Raw genomic sequence first — 17211 nt, forward strand, 5'->3', positions numbered from 1 at the left:
CGTCAATGCTCCTGGGGAACGGTGGTCTTGGGGGTCTTGGCGCGGGGCGGGTGCAGAACGACGGGGCGCTCGGCCACCGCCGCACGGCGCTGGGCCATGCGTTCGGCCGCACGGGTGCGGTCTTTCACGTCGCCGGCGAGCTGTCCGCAGGCGGCGTCGATGTCGTCACCGCGCGTCTTGCGCACGGTGGTCACGAGGCCCGCTTCGCTCAGCGTGCGGGCAAAGGCCAGCACACGCGGTTGCGGCGAGCGCAGCAGGCCCGACGCCGGGAACGGGTTGAACGGAATCAGGTTGAACTTGCACGAGACGTCGTGCTTGCGCACGAGCTCGATCAGCTGGCGCGCATGTTCGGGCTGGTCGTTCACGCCGTCGAGCATGCAGTATTCGAAGGTAATGAAGTCGCGCGGCGCATGCACGAGGTAGCGCTTGCAGGCCTCGAGCAGTTCGGCGATCAGGTACTTGCGATTGAGCGGCACGAGGTCGTCGCGCAGCGCATCGTTGGGCGCATGCAGCGAGACAGCCATGGCCACGGCGCAATCGGTGCCCAGGCGGTCGATCATCGGCACCACGCCGGAGGTCGACACGGTGACACGTCGGCGCGACAGCCCGTAGGCGTTGTCGTCGAGCATGGTGCGCAAGGCGGGCACCAGCGCCGAGTAGTTCTGCAGCGGCTCGCCCATGCCCATCATCACCACGTTGGAGATGACGCGCTCGCTGCGATTCAGGTGCTTGCGCAGGAAGTGCTCGGCGAACCAGAGCTGGGCGACGATTTCGCCCGTGGTGAGGTTGCGGCTGAAGCCCTGATGCCCGGTCGAGCAAAAGCGGCAGCCCACGGCGCAACCGGCCTGCGACGACACGCACAGCGTGCCGCGGTCGTCTTCGGGGATGAACACGGCCTCGACCGCATCGCCGCCGCCGACGTCGAACAGCCACTTGATCGTACCGTCCTTGGATTCATGCTGCGTGAGGACCGACAGGGCCTCCACGCGCGCGGTGGTCGCGAGTTTCTCGCGCAGCGACTTCGCCAGATCGGTCATCTGGGTGAAGTCGCTGGCGCCACGCTGGTGAATCCAGCGGAACAGCTGCGTGGCGCGGAATTTTTTCTCGCCGAGTTTTTCGCAGAACGCAGCCAGCCCGTCGAGATCGAATTCGAGCAGATTGGCTGTGGTCATGAATTCAGGCGAGCAACGGCTTCAGCGTGCGTAGACGTTGAGGCCGGCGAAGAAGAACGACACTTCGTTGGCAGCCGTTTCGGGCGCGTCCGAGCCGTGAACGGCGTTGGCGTCGATGCTGTCGGCGAAGTCGGCGCGGATGGTGCCGGCGGCTGCCTTCTTGGGGTCCGTAGCGCCCATCAGGTCACGGTTCTTGGCGATGGCGTTCTCGCCTTCGAGCACTTGCACGAACACGGGGCCCGAGATCATGAACTCGACGAGGTCCTTGAAGAAGGGACGCTCCTTGTGCACCGAGTAGAACTGCTCTGCTTCGTTGCGCGACAGGTGAACCAGCTTGGCGGCGACGATCTTGAGGCCGGCAGCCTCGAAGCGGGAAACGATCTTGCCGATGACGTTCTTGGCGACGGCGTCGGGCTTGATGATGGAAAGGGTACGTTCGATAGCCATTGAAATGCTTCCTGAGCTTTGATTTTGAAGTGTTTTGTCACAACTGCAACGAGTTTGTTTCGTGGCACGTCGACAAAGCCTCTGATTTTAACCGGCGCGACCTGCGGGATTGGTGAAAACCCCGCGAAAGGCCGCGCTCCGACGGCTGGCTTTCAGCGTCCGCGGCGGCGTCCGCCGCCACCACCGCCAAAGCCACCACCGCCGCCTTGCGAGCCGCCACCACCGCCGCGGCGTCCCGGGCCGCCGCGTTGTTCCTTGCGCTGGCGCGAGAAGCTGTCGGCACCGATGTAGCCGAGCGACGTCTTCATCGGATCGGGCTGGTTCGCACCGCCGCCACCGCCAGCACCCGCCGACCGGTTGCCACCGCCACCCTGCCCTTGCCCCTGGCCGCCCTGACGGTTGCCGGGACCTGCGTTGCCGCGGCGCCCCTGCTGTGGCGGGCCACCGTTGCCACCGCCCCGATTGGGACCACCGCGCCCTCCACGCTCACCGCGCGGCGGACGACCGTCACCCAGCGGACTCGGAATCGGTGCTTCGCCGCGCGCTTCACGCGGCTGGCCACCGCCCATGCCGCCGTTGCGGTTGTTGTTGCCGCGGCGCTTCTTGTTCCGCCCGTTGCGACCGCCACCCTCCGGCCCGCCGGGACCGCGTTGCGACGGCCCCGCCGGTCGCGCCTGCGCACCGCCCGAGGCCTGGAACAGCGCCTGGATATCGCGCTCGTCGAGCTCCATCCAGGCACCGCGCTTGAGACCGCGCGGCAGCACCATCGCGCCGTAGCGGATGCGGATGAGTCGGCTGACCGCATGGCCCACCGACTCGAACAGGCGGCGCACTTCGCGGTTGCGGCCTTCGGAAATGGTCACGCGATACCAGCAGTTGGAGCCTTCGCCGCCACCGTCTTCGATGGTGCCGAACTGCGCCATGCCGTCGTCCAAGCGCACGCCCTCGAGCAGCTTCTTCTTTTCTTCGCTGGTGAGCGCGCCCAGCACGCGCACCGCGTACTCGCGCTCCAGGCCGAAGCGCGGGTGCATGAGCTGGTTGGCGAGATCGCCGGAGCTGCTGAACAGCAGCAGGCCTTCGGTGTTCAGGTCGAGCCGGCCGACCGACTGCCACTTGCCCTGTTGCAGGCGCGGCAGCTTGCGGAACACCGTCGGGCGGTTCTGCGGGTCGTCGTGCGTGACGACCTCGCCCACGGGCTTGTGGTACGCGATCACGCGCGGCGGCGGCGGTGCGATGCGGTAGCGGATCGGCTTGCCGTTGATCTTGACCTGGTCGCCGTACTGGATGCGCTGGCCGATGTGGGCTGGCTCGTTGTTGACCGAGATGCGGCCCTGCAAGATGAGTTGCTCCATCTCGAGGCGCGAACCGAGACCGGCCTGCGCCAGCACCTTGTGCAGCTTGGGCGAATCGGCCTCGGGCAGCAGCACGCGCTTGAGCGGCGGCACCTCGGGGCTTTCCTCGTCGGCGTCGAACTGACCGGAAATGACGTCGGCAAAACGGATCGGCTCGGTCGGCGGCGCATTGCGCTGCTCGCGCTCGGCGGCGCGACGGGCGCGGTCGAGGTCGTCTTCCTCTTCGTCGGGCTCGTCTTCCTCGTCGTCTTCGTCATCCCCGCGGTCGTCGTCCTGGTCCTCGTCGGACATCTGGGGACGCTGCGCTTCGATCGGCGCCGGCTCGTCTGCCTCGGCTGCCACGGCTTCCCCAACCACGGGCGCCACATCGGGCTGGACCGTCGAGGGAGCTTCCGCAGCAGGAGCGACTTCCGCCGCGCTCACCAATTGCTCATCGGCAGCCGGCGCCTCGACCACCTTCTTCTTGCGGGGTGCACGCGGCTTCTTCGGTGCTTCCCCGGCCTCGGCCCCTGCCGGCTCTGCGGGCGCAGCGACGGATTCAACAGCAACTTCCGTCACCTTCTTGGGCGTGGCGGCCCGCTTCCGCTTCTTGACTTCGGGTTCGACCGGCAGCATCGCTGCGTCGTCGGTGTCGGATGAGCTCATGGGGTTTTTCCGGGAGAAACAGCGTGGGGGTCGTGGGGGTCGGTCTCGTCCGCTGCGGGGGACGGGACGTCGGATTCGGGTTCTTCGGGCGCGGCGGCCGCTTCGGGTTCGGCGGGCGGCTCGCCGGCTTCTGGCTCGGACACAGGCAGCGCCTCATCGACGGGCTCGGCGGCCTCGGCGATCGCCACCACCTCTTCGGCGAACTCCGCCGCATCGGTCGAGACGACCTCGGCCAGCTCAGCCGACTCGGGCGGCGCATCGACCATGGTGAGTTCCGCCTGCACGCCTTCTTCTTCATCTGCTTGCGCTGCGGCCTCTACAGATTCCGCAACGGCCTCTTCCGCCGCATCGCCGTCGATCGGCAGCCCCGGCTGGTCGCCCGCGGCCTGCTGCAGTGCGTCAACCAGCGCCGCCTGCTGCGCGGGCGTTTCCACCAGCGGCAGCTGGTCCAGCGAGGCCAGACCCAGGTCGTCGAGGAACTGGCGGGTGGTCGCGTAGAGCGCGGGCCGGCCGACCGTTTCGCGGTGGCCGATCACCTCGACCCAGCCGCGGTCTTCGAGCTGCTTCAGGATCAGGGAGTTGATCGTGACGCCACGGATGTCTTCCATGTCGCCGCGCGTGGCCGGCTGCCGGTAGGCAATGATGGCCAGCGTCTCGAGCGCGGCGCGCGTGTAGCGCGGCGGCTTCTCGGGATGCAGGCGATCGAGGGCATCGCGCATCTCGGGCCGGCTCTGGAAACGCCAGCCGCTGCCGACGCTCACCAGCTCCAGGCCGCGTTGCGCCCAGTCTTCCTGCAGTTCGAGCAACAGCACCTTGATCGTGTCCACGCCCAGCTCGTCGTCGAACAGCACGCGCATGTCGCGCACCGGCAGCGGCTGGCTCGAACAGATCAAGGCGGTTTCGAGAATGCGCTTGGCATCCGCCGTATTCATGGTTCGCGTTATCCGGAAAAAGGCGCCTGGCGACGCTTGTTCAGATGGATGGAAGGGGTAGGCGTTGCCGGCACGCGGCGAGTGCAACGCAAGGCCGGCATCGGGTGGCCGGCGCGGCCCTCGGGCCGTCAGGCGCGATTGTAATCCAGCCCCCAGGTCTGCAAAGCCTGCGCCAGATCGGGCGGCGGCGGCGAGCGGAACTCCATCGCCTGCTGCGTGACAGGATGCACGAACGCCAGCCGGAACGCATGCAGCGCCTGCCGCGACAGGCCCGCCGCGGGCGCGCCGCCATACAGCGCGTCGCCGACCAGCGGATGGCCGATCGACGCCATGTGCACGCGGATCTGGTGGGTGCGGCCGGTTTCGAGCGTGCAGCGCACCGCGCAGCCGTCGGTGTGGCTGTCGAGCCGTTCAATCAAGGTGCGCGCGGTCTTGCCCGCGTGGCGCTCCAGGTCGACCACGGCCATGCGCAGGCGGTTGCGCGGATCGCGGCCGATCGGCGCATCGACCTGCCGGGCCGCCGCGCCTTCCCAGGCCTTGTGTCCCATCGCCAGGTACTGGCGCTTCACGTCGCGCGCGGCGATCAGCGCCACCATGGCGTCCATCGCGGCCCGCGTGCGCGCCACCACCATCAGGCCGCTGGTGTCGCGGTCGAGGCGGTGCACGATGCCCGCGCGTGGCAGCAGCACGGCCTTCGGATCGAGCGCCAGCAGCCCGTTCAGCAGCGTGCCGCTCCAGTGGCCCGGCGCCGGGTGCACCACCAGGCCGGCCGGCTTGTCGATGATCCGCAGGTGCTCGTCCTCGTGGACCGTGACCAGCTCCATCGCCTCGGGCCGGAAGGCCTGGCTCTGGGGCGTAGGCCGCAGCTCGATGCGCCCCGACTGGCCCGCGCGCACCGTGGCAGAAACCTTGGTGAGCGTGCGCCCTTGCAGTTCGACGGCGCCCGCCTCAATGAGTTGCTGAAGGTAACTGCGCGAAAACTCGGGCACCAGCGCCGCCAGGGCGCGGTCGAGCCGCTGCCCGTGCTGCGCTTGGTCAATAGCGAAGGGCCGCAGCTCGCTGGGCTCCGCGAGATCGGCGCCCTCTTCAGGTTCAGGCCCTTCCGGGGGATCGGTCAGGGGGTCGGTCGATATAATTGAGGGCAACTGTTTCACGAAAGCCGTATGTGATGTTTCGCGCCAAATTATCGGTCCCTGCCTGGATCGCGCTCAGCGCGGCGGCCCTTCTCGTCGCCGGTTGCGGTTCCACCACCAAGGAAGACAAGACCGCGAACTGGAGCCCCAACCGCATCTACTCGGAAGCCAAGGACGAAGTCGGCTCCGGCGCCTACGACAAGGCCGTGCCGCTGTACGAGAAGCTCGAAGGCCGTGCCGCCGGCACGCCGCTGGCCCAACAGGCCCAGCTCGAAAAGGCCTACGCCCAGCACAAGGCCGGCGAAAAGGCCAACGCCATCGCCACGCTCGACCGCTTCATGAAGCTGCACCCGGCCAGCCCGGCGTTCGACTACGCGCTCTACCTGAAGGGCGTGATCAACTTCAACGACGACCTGGGCATGTTCGCGTTCCTGACGCGCCAGGACCTGTCCGAGCGCGACCAGAAGGCCGCCAAGGAATCGTTCGAGTCCTTCCGCGACCTCGTGACGCGCTTCCCCGAGTCGCGCTACGCGCCCGACGCGCGCCAGCGCATGAACTACATCGTGAACTCGCTCGCGCAGTATGAAGTTCACGTGGCGCGCTACTACTACTCGCGTGGCGCCTACCTGGCGGCCATCAACCGGGCACAGATCGCACTGTCCGACTACCGCGAAGTGCCGGCGCTCGAAGAAGCCCTGTACATCATGGTGAAGTCGTACGACGCGCTCGGCATGAAGGACCTGCGTGACGATGCACAACGCGTGCTGACCACCAACTACCCGCAGAGCACCTACCTGGCGAACGGCTTCAAGGGCAGCACCGACCCCTGGTGGAAGCTCTGGTAATCCAGCGCCCCCCCGATAGATATCAGTAAGGTTTCCTGAGCGCGTCGATCGCGCTCTCGAAATCCGCTTCGGTTTCCAGCCGGCGCATCGGCGGCAACGCCGCCAGCAGCCGCCGGCCATAGCCCATCGCCACGAGGCGCGTGTCGCAGATTGCGAGCACGCCGCTGTCGGTTTCACGGCGGATGAGGCGCCCCGCCCCCTGCTTCAATGCCACGGCCGCTTCGGGCAGCGAGTAGTCGCTGAACGAACTGCGCCCCTGCGCTTCGAGCCGCTGCGAGCGGGCCTCCACCAGCGGATCGTTGGGTGGCGGGAACGGCAGCTTGTCGATCACCACGAACTGCAGCGCGTCGCCCGGCGCATCGAAACCTTCCCAGAACGAGGCCGACGCCACCAGCACGCAGCCCGCGCGCCCGTTGCTCGCGCCTTCGCGAAAGCGGTCCATGAGCACGCGCTTGGGCAGTTCGCCCTGCACCAGCACCTCGGGGCGTGCTTCTGTCTGGAGCAGCTCGAACTGCTGGCGCATCGCGTCGCCAATGGTGCGCAGCGCACGCAGCGTGGTGGTCAGCACCAGCGTGCGCCCGCCGAGTTCGGCGGCGCCGTGCGCGGCCAGCTTGGCCACCTGCTGGCTGTGCGTGGGATCGTTGGGCTTCGGAAAGGCCCGCGGCACGTAGATCGCTGCCTGCGAGGCGTAGTCGAAGGGGCTTTGCACCCGCAGCACTTCGGCATCGCGCAGGCCGCAGGGTTCGGTGAACCAGCGCAGCGTGGGGTCGTCGCCCAGCGTGGCGGAGGTGAAGACCCAGGCGCGGCGGCTGTCTTCCTGCGGTGGCGGTGGGACGGCGCCGTGCTCCGGGTCTTCCTCGTCGTCGCCATAGGGCAGGTCGGGCTCCACAGGCTCGTCGGCCAGCTTGAGCACCCGCTTGCGCATCGCATCGGCGATGTCGAGCGGCGACTCGATCAGGCGCAGCTGCGTGCCCGCGTCGACCCAGCGCACGGAGTCGAGCTCGCACGGCTGCGCGAAGCGTGCCGTGCGCTTGGCGAGCTGGCGCGCGCGCTCGTGCAGGCGCACGAAGTCGGGCGAGATTTCGCTCACCGTGTCCAGCCCGTCGGCGGCCAGAACGAAGGCGTCCTGCAGGTCGTCGAGTGCGCCTTGCCAGGCTTCGGCATTCACGCCCTCGGGAGCCGGGCCGATCCAGCGCAGCTTGGCGCCCGGCCATTGCTTGCCGACCACCAGCCGCAGTTCGCGCGCCGCGCGTTCGACGCCCGCCACCAGCTGTTGCCAGTCGACCAGCCCGCGCGCATGCTGCAGGCCCGCGCCGAGCATGTCGCGCGCGAAATCGAGCGCCTGCCCGCTGCCGAGCTGCGCGCCCAGGAACTGCACGCCGGTCTCGTTGAGCTGGTGCGCCTCGTCGAACACCACGACGCTCACGGTCGGCAGCAGCTCAGCCATGCCGGTCTCGCGCACCGCGAGGTCGGCAAAGAACAGGTGATGGTTGATGACCACGATGTCGGCCGCCAGCGCCTCGCGCCGCGCCAGGTTGACGTGGCAGGCCTTGAACTGCGGGCATTGCGCGCCCAGGCAGTTCTCGCGCGTGGACGTGATCAGCGGGATCAGCGGCGAGCGTTCGTCGAGCCCCGGCAGTTCGGCGAGGTCGCCGGTGCGCGTGGCTTTCGACCACTGCTCGATCTTTGCCAGCGTGCGCAGGCTGCCGCGCTCGGGCAGCGAGGCGTCGTGGCGCGCCATGTCGAGGCGGTGCAGGCACAGGTAGCTGCCCCGCCCTTTCAGCAGCGCCGTGCGTATCGGCAGTGCGAAGGCCTCGACGAGGCGCGGGAGGTCGCGGCCGAACAGCTGGTCCTGCAGGGTCTTGGTGGCGGTCGAGAGCAGCACGCGCTCGCCGCTCAGCAGCGCCGGCACGAGGTACGAGAAGGTCTTGCCCACGCCCGTGCCGGCCTCGACCACGAGCATGCCGCCGTCGGAGATGGTGCGGGCCACGGCCATCGCCATCTCGGTCTGGCCGCCGCGCTCGCGGAACTGCTCGGCGGCCTGCGACAGCACCCCGTCCTGCGCGAACGCATCGCGCACCTGGTTTTCGAGCGGCGACGTCACGCCGGCTCTTTCGGGTCGAGCGCGTTCTCGAGCTGGGCGATCTGGTCGCGCAGGGCGAGACGGCGCTTTTTCAGGCGGCGCATCAGCAGTTCGTCCTGCGGCGTGCCGTCTTCTGAGAGCCGGTCGATGGTGGCGTCGAGGTCGGCATGCGCGATGCGCAGCTCGATCAGCTGACGGGAAAGGGAATGAAGATTGGAGTCCAACGGTGGGGGTGCGCGTGCCGCATGGGGCCGCGCGTGTTCATTCGATAATACGTCCTGACACGAACCCCAGAGAAGACAGAAAGCGCGCCTCTGGCGCCCCAGCGCTCATGACCCAAGGCTTTCGACTCGCCGCCGCCACCGGCCTCCACAAGGGGGATCGCCCCTACCAGCAGGACCAGGTGCTGTTGATGAGCCACCCCCGCACGCCGGGCTGCGTGCTCGGCGTCATCGCCGACGGCATGGGCGGGCGCAGCGGCGGGCGCAAGGCGTCCGACCAGGTGCTCATGACCGCGCGCCAGCTCTTCACCCGCTACAGCCCCGAGCGCGACGACCCTGCCGTCGTGCTGCGCCAGCTGCTCGAAGACGCCCACACCGTGATCAAGCTCACGGCGCTGTCGAGCGAGCAGGAGCCGCACAGCACGCTGGCCGCCTTCCTGATGAACCCCAAGGGCGACTGCGCCTGGATCCATGCGGGCGACTCGCGCATCTATCACTTCAACGACGGCGCGCTGGTCAAGCGCACGCGCGACCATTCGTACGTGCAGGCCCTGGTCGATCGCGGCCAGATCAGCGAGGCCGAGGCCAACATCCATCCGCAGGGCAACATCCTGCTGGGCTGCCTGGGCATGACGACCACGCCGCCGCCCGTCGATCCGCACCACATTGCCAAGCTGCAGCCGGGCGACCTGCTGATGGCCTGCAGCGACGGCCTGTGGCACTACTTCTCGCCCGAGGAACTGGCCAGCGTGCTGTACGCGCAGCCACCGCGCGACGCGGTGGAAATCCTGGTGGGAGAAGCGCGGCGCCGTGCGCGCGGCACGGGCGACAACATCTCGATCGCGGTGCTCAAGCTCGACCGGCTGCCCGCGGCGGCCTGAGCGCCCGCCCTCTTTCAAGGATCAGGGCGAGGAAGCCGCCGGTGCCGGTGGCAACGGCGCGCCGCGCGGCTTGGTGCGCTCGGCGTTCTGGCGTTCGCGGTTGGCGCGGTGTTCCGCCGCCCGCTTCTGCTTGTCCTCGAAGCGCGTGGTCGCGGCCGGCGCTTCGGCGCGGCGTTGCGCCGCCTTGGCCTGCTCGTCGGCATGGGCCTTCTGCTTGTTCTCGAACTGGCGCTGGCGCTCGGCCGCGTCGGCCGCGGTCGCGGCCCGGCTCGCGGCGTGGTCGGCGGCGCGCTGCTCGCGCGCCTTCTGGTCTTCCTGCGCCTTCTCGCGCTGTTCGCGCGAATCCTGCGGGCGTTGGGTGGCGGCCTTCTGGTCGAGCTTCTGCAGCTCGGCCGCGCCGCTGCGCTGGCGCTGGATGTCGTTGATCGCGGTTTCCTGCCGCTTGATGTGGTCGGTTTCCTTGCGACGGCGGCTGCGGCTTTCGCGCAGGCAGTCTTCGACCGCGAACTTCTTGTAGCAGGCCGCGCGCTCCTTCGTGTAGCGCGACTCGATGACCTCGCGCTCGGCCGCCAGGCGGCTGCGTTCGGCTTCGAGGTCGGCGTTGCCCGCCGCCGCATTGGACTGGGCCCACAGCGGCAGGCTGGCCAAGGCCAGGAACAGGGCAAGAGCGGTTTTTTTCATGTGAGTCGGGTGTCGACGATGCGGCGTTCCAGGGCGAGGAATTCGCTCGACTGCATTTCGGTGAGCCGGGACACCGTGCGCGGAAACTCGTGCGCCAGCGGCCCCTCGGTGTACAACGCCTCGGGCGGAACCTCGGCCGACATGATGAGCTTGCAGCGCCGGTCGTACAAGACGTCGACCAGCCAGGTGAAACGGCGTGCTTCCGAGGCCATGCGCACCGGCATGTGCGGCACGTCGGACAGCAGCACGGTGTGGAACTGGCTCGCGATCTCGAGGTAGTCGTTCTGCGAGCGCGGGCCGCCGCACAGCGTCTTGAAATCGAACCACACCACGCCACCGGCCTTGCGCAGCGCGCGGATCTCGCGCTGCTCGATGTGCAGGATCGGGTTTTCGTCGGCCGTCTCCGCCAGCTTGTCGAAAGCGTGGCGCATTTCCTTCTCGGCCGCCGCGTCGTTCGGCGTGAGGTACATGCGCAGTTGCTCGAGCGTGCGGCGCCGGTAATCGGTGCCGTTGTCCACGCTCAGCACTTCGAGCTTCTGGTTGAGCAGTGCAATGGCGGGCAGGATGCGGTCGCGGTGCAGGCCGCCGGGGTACAGGTCGTCGGGCTTGAAGTTCGAGGTGGTGACAAAGCCCACGCCGTTGTCGAACAGCGCCACGAGCAGCCGATGCAGGATCATCGCGTCGGTGATGTCCGCGACGTGGAACTCGTCGAAGCAGATCAGCTTGTAGCGCTTGGAAATGCGCAGCCCCAACTCGTCGAGCGGGTTCACGGTGCCCTGCAGGTCGCGCAGCTCGCGGTGCACCTCGCGCATGAACTCGTGGAAGTGCAGGCGCGTCTTGCGCCGCAGCGGCACGGCGTTGAAGAACAGGTCCATCAGGAAGCTCTTGCCGCGCCCCACGCCGCCGTACATGTAGACGCCGCGCGGCAGCTCCGGCCGGTTGATGAGCTTCTTCAGCGCGTTGGAGCGCCGGGCCTTGTACTCGCCCCACTCGGTGGCGCAGCGGTCGAGCGCCTCGACGGCCGCCAGTTGTGCGGGATCGCTCTTGAACCCGCGTGCCGCGAGTTCCGCTTCGTAAGCCTGTTTGACGCTCAAGGGATCGGATCGCTTCAAAAATGGAGAGCCCCGACCGCCCCGCGAGGGTCGATCGGGGCCGGGTTCGCTCAAGAACCGGAGATCAGAAGTTGAGCGTGCGCTTGTCCACGGCCAGGGCCGCTTCCTTGGTGGCTTCCGACAGCGACGGGTGCGCATGGCAGATGCGCGCGATGTCTTCGGCGCTGGCCTTGAACTCCATCGCCACCACGGCTTCGGAGATCAGCTCGCTGGCCTGCGGGCCCACGATGTGCACGCCCAGGATCTCGTCCGTGGCGGCGTCGGCCAGGAACTTGACCATGCCGGTCGTGTCGCCCAGCGCGCGTGCGCGGCCGTTCGCCAGGAACGGGAAGGTGCCGGCCTTGTAGGCGCGGCCCGCGGCCTTGAGCTGCTGCTCGGTCTGGCCGACCCATGCGATCTCGGGGCTGGTGTAGATCACCCACGGCACGGTGTTGAAGTTCACGTGGCCATGCTGGCCCGCGATGCGCTCCGCCACCGCCACGCCTTCTTCCTCGGCCTTGTGCGCCAGCATCGGGCCGCGCACCACGTCGCCGATGGCCCACACGTTGGGCAGGCTGGTCTTGCAGTCGTCGTCCACGGCGATGGCGCCGCGCTCATCGAGCTTCAGGCCCACGGCTTCGGCGTTCAGGCCGATGGTGTTGGGCACGCGGCCGATCGAGACGATCAGCTTGTCGACTTCCAGCGTCTGGGCTTCGCCCTTGGCGTTGGTCCAGGCGACGCTCACGCCCTTCTTCGACGACTTGATCTCGCCGACCTTGACGCCGAGTTCGATCTTCAGCTTCTGCTTGTCGAAGGCCTTCTTGGCTTCCTTGGCGATCTGCTCGTCCACGGCGCCCAGGAAGGTCGGCAGTGCTTCGAGCACCGTGACTTCGGCACCGAGGCGGCGCCACACCGAGCCCATTTCGAGGCCGATGACGCCCGAGCCGATCAGGCCCAGCTTCTTCGGCACCGCACCGATGCGCAGCGCGCCGTCGTTCGAGAGGATGTTTTCCTCGTCGAACGGCGTGCCCGGCAGCGCGCGGGCGTTGGAGCCCGTGGCGATGATGATGTGCTTGCCGCTGATCGATTCTTCAGCGGCGCCCGCCACCTTGATTTCGTAGCCGGCTTCGTCCGCCTTCACGAACGAACCGCGGCCATGGAAGAAGCTGATCTTGTTCTTCTTGAACAGGTACAGGATGCCGTCGTTGTTCTGCTTCACGACCTGGTCCTTGCGGGCCAGCATCTTGTCGATGTCCAGGCCGAGGCCTTCGACCTTGATGCCGTGGTCCGCAAAGTGGTGACCGGCCTGCTCGAAGTGCTCCGACGATTGCAGCAGCGCCTTCGAGGGGATGCAGCCGACGTTGGTGCAGGTGCCGCCCGGTGCGGGGCCGCCCTTGCCGTTCTTCCACTCGTCGATGCAGGCCACGTTGAAGCCGAGCTGCGCAGCGCGGATCGCCGCGATGTAGCCGCCAGGACCGCCGCCGATGACGACGACGTCGAATTGCTTGTTTGCCATCTGGTTCTTGCTCCCCGGATCAGATGTCGAACAGCAGGCGCGACGGATCTTCCAGCGCTTCCTTCATGGCGACCAGGCCCAGCACGGCTTCGCGGCCGTCGATGATGCGGTGGTCGTAGCTCATGGCGAGGTAGTTCATCGGGCGAACGACGATCTGGCCGTTTTCGACCACGGCGCGGTCCTTGGTGGCGTGCACGCCCAGGATGGCCGACTGGGGCGGGTTGATGATCGGGGTCGAGAGCATCGAGCCGAAGGTGCCGCCGTTGGAGATGGAGAACGTGCCGCCGGTCATTTCTTCAATGCCCAGCTTGCCGTCTTGCGCCTTCTTGCCGTACTCGGCGATCTTCTTCTCGATGTCGGCGAAGCTCATCTGGTCGGCATTGCGCAGGATGGGCACCACCAGGCCGCGCGGCGAACCGACGGCGATACCGATGTCGAAGTAGCCGTGGTACAGGATGTCGTTGCCGTCGACCGAGGCGTTGAGCACCGGGTACTTCTTCAGCGCGTGCACCGCAGCCTTCACGAAGAAGCTCATGAAGCCGAGCTTCACGCCGTGTTCCTTGGTGAACGCGTCCTGGAACTTCTTGCGCAGGTCCATGACCGGGGCCATGTTCACTTCGTTGAAGGTGGTCAGGATGGCGTTGGTCGATTGAGACTGGATCAGGCGCTCGGCGATGCGGGCGCGCAGGCGGCTCATCGGCACGCGCTGTTCCGGACGCTCGCCCAGGTCGGGCGCGGCAGGCGCTGCGACCTGTTGCAGCGCGGGCTTGGCAGCCGGGGCGGCGATGGTGGCGGCAGGCTTGGCGCCGGCAGCCACGGCGCCGAGCACGTCGCCCTTGGTCACGCGGCCGTCCTTGCCCGTGCCAGCCACGTCGCTGGTCTTCAGGTTGTTGTCGGCCAGCAGCTTGGCGGCGGCGGGCATGGCGACGTCGGCCTTCGAACCACCGGTGGCGGCGGCTGCCGCTGCGGGTGCAGCAGCGGCCGGCGCGGCGGCGGGTGCAGCTGCAGCAGCAGGCGCTGCCGCGGCGGCCTTGCCGTCGGTGTCGATCTTGGCGATCAGCTGCTCGGCCACCACGGTGGCGCCGTCGGGCTGAACGATCTCGACCAGCACGCCGGCCGAGGGGGCCGGTACTTCGAGCACGACCTTGTCGGTTTCGATCTCGATCAGGATTTCATCGACGGCGACGGCTTCGCCGGCTTTCTTCTTCCACGTGAGCATGGTGGCCTCGGCCACGGATTCGGAAAGCTGGGGGACTTTGACTTCTACGATAGACATTTGGAGTGAGCTCCGTTTTGTTCTTGAGGGTGTTCGTGTGAAAAGGGACGGTTCTTACTTGGTCAGCACGAAGCCCTTGAGCTTGCCAAATGCGCCATCGACCAGCGCCTTCTGCTGTTCCTGGTGCAGGTGCGAGTAGCCGACGGCAGGCGATGCCGAAGCGGCACGGCCGGAGTAGCCGAGCTTCTGGCCTTCCTGCATGTTTTCGTGGATGTAGTGCTGCACGAAGAACCAGGCGCCCTGATTCTGCGGCTCGTCCTGGCACCACACGATGTCCACGAGGTTGGGGTACTTCTTGACCTCGGCGGCGAACGCCTTGTGCGGGAACGGATAGAGCTGCTCGACGCGGATGATCGCCACGTCGTCGCTGCCCTGCTCTTCGCGCTTCTTGGCCAGGTCGTAGTAGACCTTGCCCGAGCAGGCGATCAGGCGCTTGACCTTCTCGGCCTTCAGACCCTTGCTGTCGGGAATGACGGTCTGGAAGCTGCCCTTGGTGAACTCGGACAGCGGCGAGGTCGCGTCCTTGTTGCGCAGCAGCGACTTGGGCGTGAGGATGATCAGCGGCTTGCGCAGGTTGCGCACCATCTGGCGGCGCAGGATGTGGAAGATCTGGCTGGCCGTGGTCGGCTGCACCACCTGCATGTTGGTGTCGGCGCTCAGCTGCATGAAGCGCTCCAGGCGGGCCGAGCTGTGCTCGGGGCCCTGGCCTTCGTAGCCGTGCGGCAGCATCATCGTGATGCCGTTGACGCGGCCCCACTTGACTTCGCCCGAGGCGATGAACTGGTCGATCACCACTTGCGCGCCGTTCACGAAGTCGCCGAACTGGGCTTCCCAGATGACGAGCGTGTTGGGGTCGTTCGAGGCGTAGCCGTATTCGAAGGCCAGCACGGCTTCTTCGGACAGGATCGAGTCGATGACGACGAACGGTGCCTGGTTCTCGGCCACGTTCTGCAGCGGCGTGTAGGTGCCGGTGTCGAACTTCTCGCGGTTCTGGTCGTGCAGCACGGCGTGGCGGTGCGTGAACGTGCCGCGGCCCGAGTCTTCACCCGACAGGCGCACCGGGTAGCCGCTGGCCACCAGCGAGGCAAAAGCCATGTGCTCGCCCATGCCCCAGTCGACGTTGACGTCGCCACGGCCCATGGCGGCGCGGTCGTCCAGCACCTTCTTCACGAGCGGGTGCACGGTGAAGTTCTCGGGTGCCTTGGTGATGCGTTCGGCCAGGCGCTTCCACTCGGCAGAGGGAATGGCGGTGTCGCCGGCATCGGTCCACTTCTTGTTGAGGTACGGGCTCCAGTCGACGGCGTACTTGCTCTTGAAGTTGGTGAGCACGGGGTCGACGGTGTTCTTGCCTTCGTCGAAGGCGGCGCGCTGCGCCTTGACCATGTCGTCGCCCAGCGTGTCGCCCAGGCCTTGCGCGGCCAGCTTGTCGGCGTACAGCTTGCGCGTGCCGGGGTGGGCCGCGATCTTCTTGTACATGAGCGGCTGGGTGAGCGAGGGCGTGTCCTGCTCGTTGTGGCCCAGCTTGCGGAAGCAGATGATGTCGACGACCACGTCCTTCTGGAATTCCATGCGGAAGTCCAGGGCGAACTGGGTGGCGAGCACCACGGCTTCGGGGTCGTCGCCGTTCACGTGCAGCACCGGTGCTTCGATCATCTTGACGATGTCCGAGCAGTACAGCGTCGAGCGGCTGTCGCGCGGGTCGCTGGTGGTGAAGCCGATCTGGTTGTTGATCACGATGTGCACCGTGCCGCCGGTGGAGTAGCCACGGGTTTCGGCCAGTGCCAGCGTTTCCATCACGACGCCCTGGCCTGCGAAGGCGGCGTCGCCGTGCACGATCACGGGCAGCACCTGCTTGCCCAGCGGGTCGCCGCGGCGGTCCATGCGGGCGCGCACCGAGCCTTCGACCACGGGGTTCACGATTTCCAGGTGCGAGGGGTTGAACGCCAGGCTCAGGTGGACCGGACCGCCAGGGGTGGTCACGTCCGAGCTGAAGCCCTGGTGGTACTTGACGTCGCCGGAGGGCAGGTCTTCGGGGGCGGTGTGGTCGAACTCGGCGAACAGGTCGGCGGGCATCTTGCCCAGCGAGTTCACCAGCACGTTCAGGCGGCCGCGGTGGGCCATGCCGATCACGATTTCCTGCACGCCCTTGACGCCGGCCTGGTTGATCAGCTCGTCCATCGCGACGATGAAGCTTTCGCCGCCTTCGAGCGAGAAGCGCTTCTGGCCGACGTACTTGGTGTGCAGGAAACGCTCGAGGCCTTCGGCGGCCGTCAGGCGATTCAGCACGTGCTTCTTCTGCTCGGCGCTGAGCTTCGGGTTCGTGCGGGCGCTTTCGAGCTTCTGCTGCCACCAGCGCTTGTGGTTCTGGTCGGTGGTGTACATGTACTCGGCACCCATCGTGCCGCAGTACGTTTCACGCAAGGCATTGAGCAGGTCGCGCAGCGACATGGTCTCTTTGCCGAAGAAGGTGTTGCTGGTGTTGAACACCGTCTCGAGGTCGGCGTCGGCAAAACCGTAGAACGAGGGCTCGAGTTCCGGAATGGCGGGACGCTCGGCGCGCTTGAGCGGGTCGAGGTCGGCCCAGCGGGCGCCGACGTTGCGGTAGGCGGCGATCAGCTGCTGGACTGCCGTGCGCTTGCGGCCGAGTTCGGAGTCGGCGCCGCTGGCCTGCACGACACGGGTCGTGCCCTGCTTGGCCAGTTCGGCAAAGGCGTTGATGACCGGCAGGTGGGGGACGTCGCGGGCGCTGGTGCCGTCGGCGGCGGGAACGTTCTGCAGGGCGTCGAAATACGTGCGCCAGTTGTCGGGAACGCTGCCGGGGTTGGCGAGGTAGTTTTCGTACATCTCCTCGACATAGGGCGCATTGCCGCCGAAGAGGTAGGTGTTGCCTTGATAGGCGGTGTACGCCGTGGGCGTAGAGGAATCGCTCATGATCC

Annotated in this window: 14 protein-coding genes; 2 read left to right on the plus strand and 12 right to left on the minus strand. The window is 67.3% G+C overall.

From position 1 onward, the window contains the following. Positions 1 to 2: 2 nt before the first annotated feature. The 5 genes from rlmN to AC07OX_RS03035 all read right to left on the minus strand — a co-directional run bounded on the left by rlmN (position 3) and on the right by AC07OX_RS03035 (position 5693). The gene (gene rlmN, locus AC07OX_RS03015; RefSeq protein WP_495259810.1) at positions 3 to 1172 is read right to left on the minus strand and encodes a dual-specificity RNA methyltransferase RlmN; all 1170 of its coding nucleotides are present in this window, start codon (positions 1170 to 1172) and stop codon (positions 3 to 5) included. A 21-nt stretch (positions 1173 to 1193) separates the two neighbouring features. Next, positions 1194 to 1619, minus strand: a complete 426-nt coding sequence (ndk, locus tag AC07OX_RS03020) for a nucleoside-diphosphate kinase (protein ID WP_013542117.1) — start codon at positions 1617 to 1619, stop codon at positions 1194 to 1196. 152 nt (positions 1620 to 1771) lie between these two features. Further along, entirely contained in the window at positions 1772 to 3616 is a 1845-nt protein-coding gene (locus AC07OX_RS03025) for a pseudouridine synthase (protein ID WP_495259811.1), read from the minus strand. Then, the gene (scpB, locus tag AC07OX_RS03030) at positions 3613 to 4548 is read right to left on the minus strand and encodes an SMC-Scp complex subunit ScpB (protein WP_495259812.1); all 936 of its coding nucleotides are present in this window, start codon (positions 4546 to 4548) and stop codon (positions 3613 to 3615) included. Before scpB ends, AC07OX_RS03025 begins: the two co-directional genes overlap by 4 nt. 128 nt (positions 4549 to 4676) lie before the next feature. Next, positions 4677 to 5693 carry an RluA family pseudouridine synthase gene (locus AC07OX_RS03035; RefSeq protein WP_495260401.1) on the minus strand — a complete coding sequence of 339 codons (1017 nt, stop codon included), beginning with the start codon at positions 5691 to 5693 and terminating at the stop codon, positions 4677 to 4679. 23 nt (positions 5694 to 5716) lie between these two features. Between AC07OX_RS03035 and AC07OX_RS03040 the strand changes: the two genes are divergently transcribed. Then, positions 5717 to 6526 (plus strand): outer membrane protein assembly factor BamD, encoded by an 810-nt coding sequence (locus AC07OX_RS03040; protein WP_070061014.1) that lies wholly within the window; start codon positions 5717 to 5719, stop codon positions 6524 to 6526. 22 nt (positions 6527 to 6548) lie between these two features. Here the strand turns inward: AC07OX_RS03040 and yoaA are convergent, their stop codons facing one another. Then, complete coding sequence (gene yoaA, locus AC07OX_RS03045; protein ID WP_495259813.1) at positions 6549 to 8630, minus strand: DNA repair helicase YoaA; 2082 nt, start codon at positions 8628 to 8630, stop codon at positions 6549 to 6551. Continuing rightward, the gene (locus tag AC07OX_RS03050) at positions 8627 to 8833 is read right to left on the minus strand and encodes an HP1242/YdcH family protein (RefSeq protein ID WP_062481953.1); all 207 of its coding nucleotides are present in this window, start codon (positions 8831 to 8833) and stop codon (positions 8627 to 8629) included. Before AC07OX_RS03050 ends, yoaA begins: the two co-directional genes overlap by 4 nt. A 107-nt stretch (positions 8834 to 8940) precedes the next feature. Between AC07OX_RS03050 and AC07OX_RS03055 the strand changes: the two genes are divergently transcribed. Then, entirely contained in the window at positions 8941 to 9711 is a 771-nt protein-coding gene (locus AC07OX_RS03055) for a PP2C family protein-serine/threonine phosphatase (RefSeq protein WP_095745659.1), read from the plus strand. 21 nt (positions 9712 to 9732) lie between these two features. Here AC07OX_RS03055 and AC07OX_RS03060 read toward each other — a convergent pair whose 3' ends face one another. From AC07OX_RS03060 to AC07OX_RS03080, 5 genes are all read right to left on the minus strand, one after another. Then, positions 9733 to 10392, minus strand: a complete 660-nt coding sequence (locus tag AC07OX_RS03060) for a hypothetical protein (protein ID WP_495259814.1) — start codon at positions 10390 to 10392, stop codon at positions 9733 to 9735. Beyond that, on the minus strand, positions 10389 to 11486 hold the full coding sequence (gene zapE, locus AC07OX_RS03065) for a cell division protein ZapE (RefSeq protein ID WP_062480826.1): 1098 nt from the start codon (positions 11484 to 11486) through the stop codon (positions 10389 to 10391). The genes AC07OX_RS03060 and zapE overlap by 4 nt, the downstream gene beginning before the upstream one ends. Positions 11487 to 11568: 82 nt before the next feature. After that, complete coding sequence (gene lpdA / locus AC07OX_RS03070) at positions 11569 to 12999, minus strand: dihydrolipoyl dehydrogenase (RefSeq protein ID WP_307586915.1); 1431 nt, start codon at positions 12997 to 12999, stop codon at positions 11569 to 11571. 19 nt (positions 13000 to 13018) lie between these two features. Beyond that, positions 13019 to 14275: a 2-oxoglutarate dehydrogenase complex dihydrolipoyllysine-residue succinyltransferase gene (gene odhB / locus AC07OX_RS03075; protein ID WP_070061019.1), complete on the minus strand. Its 1257-nt coding sequence runs from the start codon at positions 14273 to 14275 to the stop codon at positions 13019 to 13021. Between the two features lie 54 nt (positions 14276 to 14329). Then, positions 14330 to 17206 (minus strand): 2-oxoglutarate dehydrogenase E1 component, encoded by a 2877-nt coding sequence (locus AC07OX_RS03080; RefSeq protein ID WP_062480820.1) that lies wholly within the window; start codon positions 17204 to 17206, stop codon positions 14330 to 14332. Positions 17207 to 17211 lie beyond the last annotated feature (5 nt).

This window comes from Variovorax sp. GW821-FHT09D07 (genome assembly GCF_059416345.1).

Coding starts and splice junctions, on each gene's coding strand:
- rlmN (WP_495259810.1), bottom strand. CDS start 1,172: ATGACCACAGCCAATCTGCTCGAATTCGATCTCGACGGGCTGGCTGCG.
- ndk (WP_013542117.1), bottom strand. CDS start 1,619: ATGGCTATCGAACGTACCCTTTCCATCATCAAGCCCGACGCCGTCGCC.
- AC07OX_RS03025 (WP_495259811.1), bottom strand. CDS start 3,616: ATGAGCTCATCCGACACCGACGACGCAGCGATGCTGCCGGTCGAACCC.
- scpB (WP_495259812.1), bottom strand. CDS start 4,548: ATGAATACGGCGGATGCCAAGCGCATTCTCGAAACCGCCTTGATCTGT.
- AC07OX_RS03040 (WP_070061014.1), top strand. CDS start 5,717: ATGTTTCGCGCCAAATTATCGGTCCCTGCCTGGATCGCGCTCAGCGCG.
- AC07OX_RS03055 (WP_095745659.1), top strand. CDS start 8,941: ATGACCCAAGGCTTTCGACTCGCCGCCGCCACCGGCCTCCACAAGGGG.
- AC07OX_RS03060 (WP_495259814.1), bottom strand. CDS start 10,392: ATGAAAAAAACCGCTCTTGCCCTGTTCCTGGCCTTGGCCAGCCTGCCG.
- lpdA (WP_307586915.1), bottom strand. CDS start 12,999: ATGGCAAACAAGCAATTCGACGTCGTCGTCATCGGCGGCGGTCCTGGC.
- odhB (WP_070061019.1), bottom strand. CDS start 14,275: ATGTCTATCGTAGAAGTCAAAGTCCCCCAGCTTTCCGAATCCGTGGCC.
- AC07OX_RS03080 (WP_062480820.1), bottom strand. CDS start 17,206: ATGAGCGATTCCTCTACGCCCACGGCGTACACCGCCTATCAAGGCAAC.